We start from the raw sequence: 13,590 nt of genomic DNA on the forward strand, positions 1-13,590 counted from the left end.
GCGAACGCCGCAGGCAAGCGCGGCTGGGGAATTCGGCTAGCAAACAGCTCCTAGCCCGCCGCGACTGGCAAACACCGCAGACAGAGGCGGCTAGCCAACGCCACCCAGCCCAGCGCGACCAGCAAACAGCCATCGCGCTACAGCTGGCGAACGCAGCTGCCAAATGCCGCAGGCAAACACAGCCAGCCTGCACGGCTAGCAAACGGATTCGAGCCCGCCGCAGCAGGTGAACCACAGCTGGCAAACCCAGCCAGCCCAGGGCGACTAACAAACAGCCGCCTGCCCGCCACAGCTGGCGAACGATGCCGCCAAACGCCGTAGGCAAACGCAGCCAGCCAGCACGGGCGAGCGAACGGCTCCGAGCCCACTGTCCTGGCGGCCGCGGCTGGTGAGCACAGCTGGCAAATCCAGCCAGCTCAACGCGCCTAACGAACAGCCGTCAGCCCGCCACGGTGGGCGAACGTAGCTGCCGAACAGCGCAGGCAAAAGCAGCTAGCCACTCCAACCAGGCTCAACGCGTCTAACAAACAGCCGCCAGCCCGCCACAGCTGGCAAACAACGCTGCCAAACCCAGCCAGCCCAGCGCGGCTAACAAACAACCCACCACAACCGGCGAACAGGCCGACCGATTTGGTACCCGTGACCGGCGAAGCGTCAGCCCAACCCCGCCGGTCACGGAAGTCTCACTCTCGCAGCGCCAAAGCCACCGCGCCCAGCAGTGAAGCGTCCTGATCGAACCGCGCAGGCACCAACTCCGGCGGGAACGGCACCGCAGCCGTCAGGCGTTCTCGTAGGGCGGGTAGCAGCACATCAGCCGACCGGACCAACCCGCCGCCCACTGCGATCCGGGCGGGGTCGAAGGCGATTGCCAGGTTGGCGACGTGCATGGAGAGCTCGTCCAGCGCCGAAGCGACCAGTTCCTTCGCTTCAGTGTTCTCCCGGGCCAACGCGAACAGCTCCCCCGCCGTGACCGGGCGGCCGAGCAGCGCGGTTGCCCGCGTGCCCAGCCACCGGCCTCCGACGGCTTCTTCCAGCGGCGCCGCTCCGCTGGCGAATCCGTCGGCGTCTTGGGGGGTGCGCAGGTTGTACCCGATCTCCCCGGCCGCCCCGTTCGCGCCGGTCAGCAGGTGGCCTCCGACGAGGACCGCGGCGGCGATTCCGGTGCCTAAGGAAAGGAAGACCGCGGGGTCGGCTCCTTCCAGCGTGCCCCAGGTCCATTCCGCCAGTGCCGCGGCTTTGGCGTCGGTGCCGACCGCGATCGGAACGTCGGGGAAGGCTTCAGACACCAGCTCGGCCAGGTGGAGTTCTTCCCAGCCGGGCACGTTCGGGGCCAGCAGGATCCGGTCCGGCAGCACGATTCCGGGACTGACCACGCCGATCGCGGTCAGCGGAGCGCCGGCGACCAGCTCGGCGGCGGCGGCCAAAGCTCGCGTGACCACCTGTTCGGCACCCGCTTCGGCGTCGGTGTCCAGGCGGCGCGTGGCCAGCAGGGCGCCGGTCCGGTCGGACAGACCCAGCGCCACTTTCGTGCCGCCGAAGTCGATGCCCAGGATCAGGTCTTCCGATGTCACTCGCGGGTCCCCTCGATGACCGGCGGGACAGCCTCCTGGCCGTCCCGGTGCGGACCGGCGGGCACCACGACCCTGCCGGTGTTGAACCCGTCGACGCTGACGGTCGGGGCCGCGCCGTGGAGGTCGGCGGCCCGGTAGCGGACGGTCAGCGTCTGCGACTGGCCCGGCCACAACGTGATGTCGTTGTCGTCCCAGGTCGCGGCCGGCAGCTGCGACCCGTCCGCGGAGCGGCGCAAGTCCGCGCGCAGGAAGAAGCTGACCGCGGAGGTCTTCGACGGGTTGGCGATCGTGACCGTGGTCGCGGTGTCCGTGCCGTCCGGGCCCCGCGAAGGTCGGGTCGAGGCGGTCACACTGACCTGCGACTTCGGCAGATCGCGCAGCGCGGTGAGGTCGCTGTACTGGCTCATCGTCGCCTGCGGGTTCTGCAGCGTCTTCGCCCAGTCCACGACGTCCTTCTGCGTCGACATCCAGTAGACGTTCCGGTCCACGACCTTTCCGCCCTGGCGCACCTGCAGTTCCACGAAGTACACCTGCGCCTTCGCGGGAGCCTTCGTCTCCGCCGGGACCTTCGGCTTCAGCAACCCGGTCGCGACGCCCTGGCTGTCCAGCGAAACCGCCGGAGCGGTCTGGTCGTCGAGGACCTTGCCCGCGGTGTCCCACACCTTGGCCTGCACCGAAATCCCGTTCTGCCGCGCGGCGCCCAGGTTGGACAGCGCGACCGTGCCGGTGTCATAGGTGTACAGCGCGTGCAGCGGCTTGTTCGCCTTCTGCGCACCGAAATACGCGCCCGGCTGGTCGCCGTCGTTGTTGTACAGCGACCACAGCAGGGTCGGCCAGCCCTTGTTCAGCTGCCAGTACACCACGCCGGTCGACGGGTTCTTCTTGTCGTTGGCGTGCGCGAGGAACGCCTCGAACTGGGAACGGGTGTTCTCGTAGTTCGCGATCTGCGCGGATTCCACATAGGACTCCAGCGAATCCCATTTCCCGTACCGGTGGGCGATCGACTCGTCCAGGGTGTACAGCGTGCCGAACTTGTAGCCGCCGTGCCCGGATTCGTAATTCGCGTGGTACTGGTTGTACGCCGGGTCCTGCCACAGCTTCGCCTGCTCCTGCGGCGACAGGAACCGCCGCAGCGAATCCAGCGTCGGCACGGTGTGCCCGGCGCTCTGCTCGCTCGCGAAACCCCAGGCGCCGCCCGCGTTCGTGCGGCTCGGGTCGGTCTTGTCGAAGGCCGAGGAGTCGTACCAATAGGTCGGCGGGACCCAGTCGTACGGGCCTTCCTTCTCCCCCGACGGACCGAGCGTCTTGGTGCTCTTGTACTCCGCCGACGCGATCACCGGCACGTCCCAGTCGGCCGCCTTGAACGCGCTCAGCGTCTCGGTTTCCTGCCGCGGGATCGGCTCGTTGTCGCTCCAGCCGTAGGTGATCACGCTGGGGTGGCTGCGTTCGGCCTGCGCGATCGAATACGCGGAATCGTGCATGATCCGGTAGTCGCGGTCGGTCAGTTTCTCCGGATGTTCCGGCTGCCAGGCGTCGCAGCAGAGGAATCCGCCGAGCACCAGCAGTCCGGCGCGGTCGGCCTGCTCGTAGAAGTCCGCGGGCATATCGTGGCCCTCGAGCCGGACGCCGGACAGGCCCATGTTCTTGATCAGCGCGAGCTGGTGCGCGATGTCGGCCTTGTCGTAGCGCAGGAACAGGTCCGGCGCGAAACCGCCGCCGCGGAACACGAAGTCGCGGCCGTTGACCGCGAACTTCCGCGCGCCGTCCGGCAGCGCCGGGGACTTGCCGATCAGCTTCGACGTCACCGTCCGGATCCCGAACGTCTCCGACGACGACGTCGACACCACGCCGCCCTGCGAAACTGTCGTACCCAAGGTGTACAACGGCTGTGCACCCATCGAGTACGGCCACCACACTTGCGGCTTCACGATCTTCAACTGCGGGAATTTGGCCGGCGTGAACGTCACGGTTTGCTTGGCGTGCGCGGGAATCGTGACGTTCTGCCGCACCACGATCGGCCGCCCGTGCCCCGGCGGCGTGACGGTCGCGGCGACCTCGCCGGTCTGCGGCGTGTCCGCGTTGTTGGTCACGTCGACCTTGGCGGTCAGCGAAGACGTCGACAGATCCGCCGCGTTGTCCTGCACGACGTGCGCGTTGTCGCCGCTCAGCGCGTCCGACAGCTGCAGCGTCGGCGGGAACTGCAGGCCGGTGTTGTTGTCCGGCACGATCTGCGCCCAGTCGGCCTGGTCGAGCGTGTACATCGAATTCGGGTCGTTCGGGTACATCTTGACCGCGAGCGTGTTCCTGCCCGGCCGCAGGAGTTTCGTGACGTCGAAGGTGTGGCCCGCGTACGCGCCGCTCACCACGTCCTTGCCCGCGACGAGCGTGCCGTTCAGCCACACGTCGCCCTCGCCGACGACGCCGGGGATGGTCAGCTTCGCGTTCTTGCCTGGCCGGAAACCGGGGTTGAAATCGGTGCGGAACCACCACGGGTCCTTGAACTGCTTCGTGGTGACCGGTCCGCGCTTCGCCTGGTAGCCGAAGCATTTGCGCATGTTGTCCGAGTAGAACACGTTGGGGCATTTGCCGTTCTGCACCAGCGCGTTGATCTCGGTGCCCGGCGCGCCCGCGTCGTCCGGCTTCACCTTCAGCCAGCCGTGCGTCGGGTAGCCGGGCTTCGACACCGCCGAGCCGCCGTCCTTGACCTGCGCGGTGGTCAGCACCTGCCAGCCGCCGAGGCCGATCGTCGACTGCCCCTGCGGACGCGATGCCAGCGATTCCGGCTGCTGCGCGGAAGCGGTAGCCGACACGGCGGTCACCACGCCGGGGACGAGGACGAGCGCGGTGATCCCGGCGATCAGCGGCTTCCTCACGACTCCACCCCCGCAGGTTGGGACGCGAACGCCTCGCGGATTTCCTTGGGGCCGAACGGCCACACCTTTTCCTTCGAGGCGTAGATCAGGAAGGCGAGGACGCCGAGGACGATCCAGGCGACCGAAAGCCAGATCGAAAGCCAGCTGGCCGACACGTAGACGTAAACCCACCCGACGAGCGCGATGATCGTCGGCACCGGATACAGCACCTGCCGGTAAGGCCGCTTGAGGTGCGGCTGGCGGCGGCGCAGCACGACGATCGCCGCGACCTGCGCCAGAGACTGGATGATCACCAGCACCGTAACCGCCGCGTTGATCACGTCAGTCAAGGTGAACAGCGACCCGATCGCGGTGATCACGCCCATCGCGAGCACGCCCGCGGTCGGGAGGTTCAGCTTCGGGTGCAGTTTGCCGAACACCGGCAGGAACACCTTGTCGCGCGCGGCTTCGAACGGCACCCGCGACCCGCCGAGCAGGCCCGCGAACACCGAACCGACCGCGGCGATCACGATGAAGACGGTGACGATCTTCGCGGTCACCGAGCCCCAGGCCTGCTCCAGCACCGACGACGCCACCGACGTCGCGTTCTTGATCGACTCCAGCGGCTGCGAGCCGAGAACGCCCACCTGCAGCAGGAAGTAGAGCGTCATGATGCCGAGGATGGAGAAGATGATCGACCGCGGGAGCGTGCGGCCCGGGTTGCGGACCTCGCCGCCGAGGTAGGCGCTCGTGTTGTAGCCGAGGTAGTCGTAGACGGCGATGACGAGGCCCGCGCCGAGACCGGACCAGAACGCGCCGCCCGAGCCGAAGGCGCCCGGGGTGAAGTCGAACGCCTGGTGCGCGTCGAAGTGCGAGAAGGCCGCGATGATCACCGCGAAGACGGCGAACAGCATGATCAGGAACAGCGCGGTGGTGAGCTTGCTGATCTGGCCGATCCGGCGGAACAGCGCGAGCACGATCAGCACGACGAGGCCGATGCCGATGACCTTGCCCAGCGGGGTGACGCCGCCCGCGTCGGTCACGCCCGGCACCAGGTAGCCCAGGTACTGGACCAGCCCGATGATGCCGGTGGACATGATGAGCGGGATGAACAGCACCGCGCTCCAGGCGAAGAGGAACGGCATCAGCCTGCCGGTGCGGTACTGGAACGCTTCGCGCAGGTAGATGTAGGTGCCGCCGGCCCCGGGCAGCGCGGCGCCCAGTTCGGCCCACACCAGCCCGTCGGCGAGCGCGATGATCGCGCCGATGATCCAGCCGAACATCGCCTGCGGGCCGCCCATGGTCGCGACCATCGCGGGGATCGTGACGAACGGGCCGATCCCGCACATCTGCGTCATGTTGATCGCGGTCGCCTGCAGCGGCCCGATCCGGCGTTCGAGACCGTTCCCCGGAAGGGTCGCGGAGTCCCCCGGGCGGGTGGGTGAGCTCACGTCGTGCCTCCATCCAATAGTTAGTAAAGCTTCTTAACATAAGAGGAACGGGGTGCGGAAGGGCTGCGTCCGGAAAGTTGCCGAAACCGGTGCGGGAGTGGGAGAAGGGGACGGTGGGGCGCGGGTCCCGCGGGCAGGGCTCCTCGCGACGCGGGCGGGCGCTCCGGTGGGATGGCGCCGCTGACCGGGAGCCGTGCCGCGCGACTGGAAAACCGGCTGACGGGCGGACCGCGCGACTGCCAGACTGCTTCCCGTCGTCCGCCGACCCGGGAGCGTTCGCCTGATGTCCCAACCGATCTTGCACACCGAACGCCTTCGCCTGGTCCCGTTGTCCGCCGGACATCTCGAGCACCTGGTCGAACTCTCCGCCGACCCCGAGGTGATGCGCTTCCTGGCCGGTGTGCAGACCCCGGAGCAGTCAGCGGACGAGCTCCGGCGAACCCTCGCGTACGCCGGGGGCGGGATCGGTTGCTGGACCGGCTTCGTCGACGCCGCTTTCGCCGGTTTCTGGTCGCTGCGTCCCGGTGAATCCGCGGGAGAGGCCGAATTGGGATACCGGATGCTTCGCGGGTACTGGCGCAAAGGACTCGGCAAGGAAGGGGCGCTTGAGATGCTCCGGCACGGGTTCCGCGACGTCGGGCTCGACCGCATCTACGCCAGGACAGCGGTGCTCAACAAAGCCTCCCAGGCGACGATGGCCTCGATCGGGCTCCGGCACATCCGCGACTTCATCGGCGACCCGAAGTACTTCGCGCCGGGCGAGGACCGGCACGCGGTCGAGTACGCCGTCGGCCGCGAAGAGTGGCTGGCTAGCGAGTTCGCCTGATGTCCCAACCGGTCCTGCGCACCGAACGCCTCCGGCTGGTCCCGTTGTCCGCCGGACATCTCGAGCACGAGGTCGAGATGTCCGCCGACCCGGAAGTCATGCGTTACCTGGGCGGCGTGCGGACCCGGGAACAGTCGGCCGAAGCGCTTCGGAGACTGCTCGCGGGCACCCGCCCGGGGCTCGGTTGCTGGGCCGGGTTCCTCGAAGCCGAGTTCGCCGGTTACTGGGCCTTGCGTCCCGCCGAAGCACCGAAAGAAGCCGAGTTGGGATACCGGCTGCTCCGCAAGCACTGGCGTAAAGGTCTCGCCAAGGAAGGCTCGCTCGAACTGCTCCGGTACGGCTTCCGCGAGGTCGGCCTGGACCGGATCTTCGCCGGGACCGCGGCGGGCAACAAGGCCTCCCTGGCGACCATGGCGTCGATCGGGCTCCGCCATATCCGAGACTTCGTCTCCGACGACCCCGACTACTTCGCGCCAGGCGACGACCGGCACGCCGTCGAGTACGCGCTCACCCGCGACGAGTGGCTGGCCCGCCCCTAGCGGAAACACGTTCACCCCGGCGCGCCGCGGAGGCGGATGGCACGCCGCCCCGGCGACCCCATATCGTTGCGCAGCAGCCGTCCGGAGGTGGAACCCGAACCGTGCCCGACTACTACGCGGTACTCGGCGTGGGGAAAACCGCGTCCCCCACGGAGATCAAGGCCGCCTACCGCAGGCTGGCCAAGACGCTGCACCCGGACGCGGGCGGCACGGTCGGCACCTTCCAGCTGTTGCGCGAGGCCTACGACACCCTCGCCGACCCCAACGAACGCGCCCGCTACGACGCCGGCGTCCCGGCCGCCTCGGTGCCCAAACCGCGGCCGCGGCGGCGGTTCGGCGAGCAGCCCGGCTATCGTCCGGAAGCGCCGGAGATCGATCCGGAAACCCTGGAGTGGTGGTCGTTCGCCGCGGCCGACCCGCGGATGCGGCACGGGCGGCGGCGCGGGCCGGGGCACACGCCGGTCGTCGCGGCCATTGCCGGCACGGTGCTGGTGCTGTTGCCGCTGCTCGCCGGGATCGACTTCACGCCACCGGTGCTGATCGTCTGGCTCGCGCTCACCGCGGGCACCGCGCTGCTCGTGCACCGGCTCGCCCGCGGTTTCCTGTCCGCGCGCCGCGCCCGGCACGAGTTCGCGGAGGAATTCGGCGGCAGCGCGGTGTTCGGCGCCCCCGGCGCCGAGGCCGACGAGCTGGCCGAACAGCTCACCGCCGACCTGCTGGAGCGCTATCTGACCCGGCTGCCCGGCGCGCGCATCTTCCACGGTCTCGCGTGGCCCGGTTCGGTGTTCGCCGACGTCGACCACGCGGTGCTGTGCGGGAAACGCCTGGTGCTGGTCGAATCGAAGCTCTGGCTGCCCGGGCACTACGAAACCGCCGAGGACGGACGGCTGCTGCGCAACGGGCGCCCGTTCCGCGGCGGCGGCAGCCAGCTGGAAGAAAGCCTGGAGCGCTACCGCGAACTGCTGCCCGGCGTCGCGCTGCGCGGTGCGATGATCGTGTACCCGAGCCGCGACGGCGAGGTCACCACCGCCGAACCGGACGGCGAACCCGGCCCGCCGATGACGCCGGAGCAGTTCCTGCACGAGATCGGCGGCTGGCTGTCCGCCGAACCGTCCACTGTGGACCACAACGCGCTGCGCACGGTGCGCGCGCAGGTCACCGGATCCGGCCGAGCGGCCTGATTCACCCGGGACATATCCGGCATGTGTCACTGTGAGTGCATGACAACCGTGCGCGCCGACCGCCGCCCCGTCCTGCTCGCGCTGGCCGGGATCGCCGCGCTGGCCCTCGGCGCCGTGCTGATGCTGCTGTTGCAACTGGTGCCGCCGACCGACGAGATCAGCGCGACCTGGCGGACTATCAGCGAGTACGGGCGGTCGGACCACAAATGGGTGTTCGACCTGGCAATCGTGCTGGTCGCGGCCGGTTCGGCGGTCGCGTTCGCCGTGCTGCGGCTGCAAGGACGGCTGCCGGTTCTCGCGGCCGTGCTCGGCGCGTTCTGGACGGCCGGGCTGCTGGTGATCGTCGCGTTCCCGAAGACCGACTGGACCAACGCGGCGGCGACCGGCGCGGGCGGCACGCTGCACCGGATCGCCAGTGTCGTCGCCTTCGTCTGCCTGCCGCTCGCGGTGCTCGTCTCGGCGCGCGCAGCTTTTCCGGACTCCCCGCGCCGCAGGTTCCTCGCCCGCGCGCTCGCCGTCGCGTCGCTCGCCTGGTTCGCGGTGATCCTCGGCGCGGTCGCCGTCGCCGCGCTGACCGACCAGCGCTGGTGGCTGCTCATCCCGCTCGGCCTCGTCGAACGCGGGATGGCGCTCACCGAACTTGTCGCGCTGGCCGCACTAGCCGCCCCGAGCGCCGGGTCAGCAGCCGGACGCTGAGGACCACGCCGACAGCCAACGCGCTCAGCACATAGGCGTTGCCCAGCACCATCTCGACCGGGTTCCAGGACAGCTCCCGGTGCCCGCCTTCGGGAACCACAGCCAGCGCGATCCCGCTGAAAACCGCTCCGGCGCAGATCAGTCCAGCCCGTTTGCCCGACAGGAAACCGACCAGCGGCACCGCCCAAATCCAGTGGTGCGTCCAGGAAAGCGGGCTCACCAGCAGCCCGCAGCCCGCCGTCACGAGCAGCGCGGCTCGCGGGTCGCCGCGCCGGTGGAACTCGCGGACCAGCAGCGCGCCCGCCAGCAGGCACACTGCGGCCGACGCCGCGTACCAGCCGAGCGAGGTCGCGCCGAACCTCGCGAACATGCCGTGCAGGGACTGGTCGAGGGCCCAGTCAAGGGTTCCGGCGTTGCGGTTGTCCAGCATGGCCGAGGTCCAGTACCGGATCGAGTCGCCCGGCAGGAGCAGCGCCCCGGCGGCGCTCACTCCGAGGAAGGTCGCCAGCGCGCGCCACGCGTCGGCGCGGCGGCCGGTCAGGAGCAGGTACGGGACGAAGATCAGCGGGGTCAGCTTCACCGCCGCGGCCAGTCCGATCAGCATTCCGCCGGATCTGCGGTTGCGGACCGGCAGCGCGTCCAGCACGACCATGGCCATCAAGACGCCGTTGATCTGGCCCAGCGAAATCATCCGCCACACGGGTTCCAGCACGGGCAGGAGACAGAGCGCCAGCAGCGGCCGTTCACGGGCGAACCGGCGCGAGACCGACCACAGCGCGAGCACCGAGCCGACCGCGATCAGCAGCCACGCGAAGTGCGCCGGGAGCGCGGCCAGCGGCAGGAACAGCAACGCCGCGCTCGGCGGGTACGTGAAAGGCAGTTCCAGCGCGGACTTCGGGTCGAGCGCGAGCAGGGGCTCGTAAAGCGGCTGTCCGCGCAGCACGGCCAGCGCACCGGCGCGGTAGACCGCGCTGTCCACCCCGAGCGGTGCTCCGCCGAGCCAGCGGAAGACGGCGAGCCCGGCCAACGCGGCGATCACCACGACGACGATGTTTTTCTCTTGGCGCACAAGGGAAAGCTAGGGAGACGAGTGCCCTGGAAGCGTCGGTCCGCGGAGCTGTCTTCGGCTGCTCCCCCGGTAGCGTCCCCGCCCGCGAGTGCTACCGGCGTATCACTGGCCCGGCACCACGAACTTCGCCTCGTAGGCCATGACCACGGCTTGTGCGCGGTCGCGGACCCCGAGCTTGCCCAGCACCCGGCTGACGTGCGTCTTGGCGGTCTGTTCCGCGATCACCAGCTGCGCGGCGATGTCCGCGTTGGACAGTCCGCGCGCGATCAGCCGCAGCACCTCGAGTTCGCGCGCGGTCAGCTCGGACAGCCTGCCGACGTCCTGGGTCGGCCGCCGCGTCCCGGCGAACCCTTCGATCACCCGGCGGGTCACCGCGGGCGCGAACAGCGCGTTGCCCGCCGCCACCATCCGGACCGCGACGACCAGATCGTCCAGCGGGGAGTCCTTCAGCAGGAACCCGCTGGCACCGGCGCTGAGCGCGCCGTAGACGTATTCGTCCGCGTCGAAGGTGGTCAGCACGAGAACCCGCGGCCTGGCGTCCTCGCCGTCGCCGAGGATGAGCCGGGTGGCGGCGAGCCCGTCGAGGTCCGGCATCCGGATGTCCATCAGCACCAGGTCCGGGCGCAGCGCGCGGCACGCGGCCACCGCCTCGGTCCCGGTGGCCGCTTCGCCGACCACCTCGATGTCCGGCTGCGCGGCCAGCACCGCGCGAAAGCTCTGCCGGACCATGGTCTGGTCGTCGGCGATCACCACCGTCACCGCCATGGCTGTCCCCCTAGTCCAGCGGAACGGTCACGACGACGGCGAATCCGCCGCCGTCCCTTCGCTCCGCGGAGAACGTACCGCCGAGCGCCGCCGCGCGTTCTCGCATCCCGAGCAGTCCGTGTTTCGCCCGCCCCGCGGTGTCCTCCGGAGCGCTCGCGACGGCACCGGTGTCCTGCACGACGAGCCGCAGTTCACCTGGTCCGACGTGCACGAACACCTCGACCGGTGCGCCGGGCGCGTGCCGCACCGCGTTGCTGAGCCCTTCCTGGACGATCCGGTACGCGGACAACCCGACGCCCTCGGGCAGCCCGCGGTAATCGCCGCGCAGCTCGAACCGCACGTCGGTGCCCGCCGCGCGGACCCGTTCCACCAGCTGTTCGATCTGCTCGGCCCCGGGCTGGGGCTCGGTCTCCTGTCCGGCTTGCTCCGCCCGCAGCAGGCCGAGCAGCCGGCGCATTTCGGTCATCCCGTTGCGGGCGGTGTCCTGGATCGACTGGAACTCCTCGCGCAGCCCGTCGTCGAGGCCGGGGAACCGGTAGCGCGCCGAATCCGCGCGCATGGCCAGCACCGACATGTGGTGCGCGACCACGTCGTGCAGCTCGCGGGCGATCCGGGCGCGTTCCTCCAGCACCGCGCGGCGGGTGGACTCCGCTTCCAGGTCGCGTTCGGCGCCGCGCAGCCGCGAAACCAGCCAGCCGAACGCCAGCGGCACCGCGAGCAGCACGGAGATCACGATCAGCTCACCGCGCACGTTCGCCAGCAGGGCGCTGACCCCGGTGGAGATCAGCCAGACCCACGCCAGCACGCCCGGCCGGTGGTTGCGGCCGACCGCGGCGAGCACGGGGATCGCCGCGAACGCGAACCCCTCGGTCCACGGCCAGCCGAACCGGGCGTGGATCCCGTACAGCTGGTCCGCGCAGCCCACGAGGACGATCAGCACCCGCCAGGACCACAGCGGACGCACCAGGGTGAGGCCGACCGCGAACAGGGTCAGCGCGGCCGCCAGCACCCGCGCGCCCTCGGTCGCGCGGTCGGCCGGAAAGAACGCGAGCACCCCGGCGACGAGCGCCGCGAGCCCGGTGAGCGCCTGGTGCGTCCGGCCGGGCGCGACAACCGGACCGCCGCCGCCGGCGACCGCTTCTCCCAGCGCGCGTCCCGCCGCGACGAGGGGCGCGCTCGTGATCTTCATCGGCGGCGACCCTACCGGGCCGGACCGACAATTCCGGCCGCACGCGGCGAACCGCCCTTCCGAGGTCTCGCGAAATTCTCGTACTAAGCGTACGCTTAGCGCCGCTGCCGAACCGCTTTCTCGACGATGAGGAGATCCCCGTGACCGCTTCCCGTGTGGCCATCGTGACCGGCGCAGGCCGTGGCATCGGCGCCGCCGTCGCCCGCCGCCTCGCCTCCGACGGGTTCGCCGTCGGCCTGCTGGACCTCGACGAGGCCGGGGTCAAGCAGGGCGCCGAGGCGATCGTCGCCGACGGCGGCCGCGCGGTCGGCGTCGCGCTGGACGTCAGCGACGCCGAGCAGGTCGAGGCCGCGGTGACCCGCGTGGCCGAGGAGCTCGGCGCGCCGACCGTGCTGATCAACAACGCCGGCATCACCCGCGACAACCTGCTGTTCAAGATGACCGAACAGGACTGGGACTCGGTGCTCAACGTGCACCTGCGCGGCTCGTTCCTGATGACCCGCGCCGTGCAGAAGTACCAGACGCAGGAGAAGTGGGGCCGGATCGTCAACCTGTCCAGCACCTCGGCGCTGGGCAACCGCGGGCAGGTCAACTACTCCGCGGCCAAGGCCGGCATGCAGGGCTTCACCAAGACGCTGGCGATCGAGCTGGGCAAGTTCGGCGTCACCGCCAACGCGATCGCGCCCGGGTTCATCGCCACCGACATGACCGCGGCGACCGCCGAGCGCGTCGGCATGAGCTTCGAGGACTTCAAGGCCGCGGCCGCCTCGCAGATCCCGGTGCAGCGCGTCGGCACGCCCGAGGACATCGCGAACGTCGCGTCGTTCCTGGTCAGCGAGGGCGCGGGATTCGTGTCCGGCCAGGTCATCTACGTCGCCGGCGGACCGAAGGACTGATCCCGATGCGCGTGTTCTCCGACGTCGCCGAACTCGCCGAAGCAGTGGGCGGGCCCTTGGGCACGAGCGAATGGCACACCGTCTCCCAGGAGCAGGTGCAGCTGTTCGCCGACGCCACCGGCGACCACCAGTGGATCCACCTCGACGCCGAGAAGGCCGCTGCCGGCCCGTTCGGCACGACGATCGCGCACGGGTTCCTCACGCTGTCGCTGATCCCGGCGTTCCTGCCGGAGATTTACCGGGTCGAGGGCCTGAAGATGGGCATCAACTACGGCCTCAACAAGGTGCGGTTCCCGCAGCCGGTGAAGGTGGGCTCGCGGGTGCGCGGGACCGCCGAGCTGGTCGAGCTGACCGACGTGCCCGGCGGCAAGCAGGCCGTGGTGCGCTGGACCGTCGAAATCGAGGGCGAGGACAAACCCGCCTGCGTCGCCGAGATGGTTTCCCGGCTCATCCTCTGAGCCCCCGCCCGCGCCCCGATGCGGCGTCCGGTGCGTCCCCGCACCCGACGCGGCATGGGGGCGCAAGCCCCGACCTCGCACGAACTGGAGTCCTTCC

At 69.9% G+C, this 13,590-nt stretch carries 12 protein-coding genes; 6 read left to right on the forward strand and 6 right to left on the reverse strand.

What is annotated here, in order from left to right; translation table 11 throughout:
* Positions 1-683: 683 nt before the first annotated feature.
* From DMP23_RS02190 to DMP23_RS02200, 3 genes are read right to left on the reverse strand one after another with little or no spacing between them, the layout of a single operon-like run.
* Positions 684-1,571, reverse strand: coding sequence for an ROK family protein (locus tag DMP23_RS02190; RefSeq protein ID WP_337819994.1), 888 nt, complete (start codon positions 1,569-1,571; stop codon positions 684-686).
* The gene (locus DMP23_RS02195) at positions 1,568-4,444 is read right to left on the reverse strand and encodes a glycosyl hydrolase 2 galactose-binding domain-containing protein (RefSeq protein ID WP_337819995.1); all 2,877 of its coding nucleotides are present in this window, start codon (positions 4,442-4,444) and stop codon (positions 1,568-1,570) included. The genes DMP23_RS02190 and DMP23_RS02195 overlap by 4 nt, the downstream gene beginning before the upstream one ends.
* A complete protein-coding gene (locus DMP23_RS02200; protein ID WP_337819996.1) occupies positions 4,441-5,874 on the reverse strand; it encodes an APC family permease in 1,434 nt (477 codons plus the stop codon). Before DMP23_RS02200 ends, DMP23_RS02195 begins: the two co-directional genes overlap by 4 nt.
* A 283-nt stretch (positions 5,875-6,157) precedes the next feature.
* Here DMP23_RS02200 and DMP23_RS02205 point away from each other — a divergent pair, with 283 nt between their 5' ends.
* From DMP23_RS02205 to DMP23_RS02220, 4 genes are all read left to right on the forward strand, one after another.
* Complete coding sequence (locus DMP23_RS02205) at positions 6,158-6,700, forward strand: GNAT family N-acetyltransferase (protein WP_337819997.1); 543 nt, start codon at positions 6,158-6,160, stop codon at positions 6,698-6,700.
* Complete coding sequence (locus tag DMP23_RS02210) at positions 6,700-7,239, forward strand: GNAT family N-acetyltransferase (protein ID WP_337819998.1); 540 nt, start codon at positions 6,700-6,702, stop codon at positions 7,237-7,239. The genes DMP23_RS02205 and DMP23_RS02210 overlap by 1 nt, the downstream gene beginning before the upstream one ends.
* Before the next feature lie 101 nt (positions 7,240-7,340).
* Positions 7,341-8,420, forward strand: coding sequence for a J domain-containing protein (locus tag DMP23_RS02215; RefSeq protein WP_337819999.1), 1,080 nt, complete (start codon positions 7,341-7,343; stop codon positions 8,418-8,420).
* Between the two features lie 39 nt (positions 8,421-8,459).
* The gene (locus DMP23_RS02220) at positions 8,460-9,116 is read left to right on the forward strand and encodes a DUF998 domain-containing protein (protein WP_337820000.1); all 657 of its coding nucleotides are present in this window, start codon (positions 8,460-8,462) and stop codon (positions 9,114-9,116) included.
* Here the strand turns inward: DMP23_RS02220 and DMP23_RS02225 are convergent.
* The 3 genes from DMP23_RS02225 to DMP23_RS02235 all read right to left on the reverse strand — a co-directional run bounded on the left by DMP23_RS02225 (position 9,052) and on the right by DMP23_RS02235 (position 12,139).
* On the reverse strand, positions 9,052-10,185 hold the full coding sequence (locus DMP23_RS02225; RefSeq protein ID WP_337820001.1) for a glycosyltransferase 87 family protein: 1,134 nt from the start codon (positions 10,183-10,185) through the stop codon (positions 9,052-9,054). The genes DMP23_RS02220 and DMP23_RS02225 overlap by 65 nt on opposite strands.
* A 102-nt stretch (positions 10,186-10,287) precedes the next feature.
* The gene (locus DMP23_RS02230) at positions 10,288-10,950 is read right to left on the reverse strand and encodes a response regulator (protein WP_134663525.1); all 663 of its coding nucleotides are present in this window, start codon (positions 10,948-10,950) and stop codon (positions 10,288-10,290) included.
* A gap of 10 nt (positions 10,951-10,960) precedes the next feature.
* Positions 10,961-12,139 carry a sensor histidine kinase gene (locus DMP23_RS02235; protein WP_337820002.1) on the reverse strand — a complete coding sequence of 393 codons (1,179 nt, stop codon included), beginning with the start codon at positions 12,137-12,139 and terminating at the stop codon, positions 10,961-10,963.
* 140 nt (positions 12,140-12,279) lie between these two features.
* Between DMP23_RS02235 and fabG the strand changes: the two genes are divergently transcribed.
* Both fabG and DMP23_RS02245 read left to right on the forward strand, forming a co-directional pair.
* Positions 12,280-13,035 (forward strand): 3-oxoacyl-ACP reductase FabG, encoded by a 756-nt coding sequence (fabG, locus tag DMP23_RS02240; protein WP_037814923.1) that lies wholly within the window; start codon positions 12,280-12,282, stop codon positions 13,033-13,035.
* A gap of 5 nt (positions 13,036-13,040) precedes the next feature.
* Positions 13,041-13,493: a MaoC family dehydratase gene (locus tag DMP23_RS02245; RefSeq protein WP_037814918.1), complete on the forward strand. Its 453-nt coding sequence runs from the start codon at positions 13,041-13,043 to the stop codon at positions 13,491-13,493.
* Positions 13,494-13,590 lie beyond the last annotated feature (97 nt).

Source organism: Amycolatopsis sp. A1MSW2902 (genome assembly GCF_017312175.1).
Lineage (GTDB): Bacteria > Actinomycetota > Actinomycetes > Mycobacteriales > Pseudonocardiaceae > Amycolatopsis > Amycolatopsis nivea.

Excerpts from the sequence above, each read along its gene's own strand:
- DMP23_RS02205 (WP_337819997.1), top strand. The coding sequence starts at position 6,158 with ATGTCCCAACCGATCTTGCACACCGAACGCCTTCGCCTGGTCCCGTTG.
- DMP23_RS02210 (WP_337819998.1), top strand. The coding sequence starts at position 6,700 with ATGTCCCAACCGGTCCTGCGCACCGAACGCCTCCGGCTGGTCCCGTTG.
- DMP23_RS02220 (WP_337820000.1), top strand. The coding sequence starts at position 8,460 with ATGACAACCGTGCGCGCCGACCGCCGCCCCGTCCTGCTCGCGCTGGCC.
- DMP23_RS02230 (WP_134663525.1), bottom strand. The coding sequence starts at position 10,950 with ATGGCGGTGACGGTGGTGATCGCCGACGACCAGACCATGGTCCGGCAG.
- DMP23_RS02235 (WP_337820002.1), bottom strand. The coding sequence starts at position 12,139 with ATGAAGATCACGAGCGCGCCCCTCGTCGCGGCGGGACGCGCGCTGGGA.
- DMP23_RS02245 (WP_037814918.1), top strand. The coding sequence starts at position 13,041 with ATGCGCGTGTTCTCCGACGTCGCCGAACTCGCCGAAGCAGTGGGCGGG.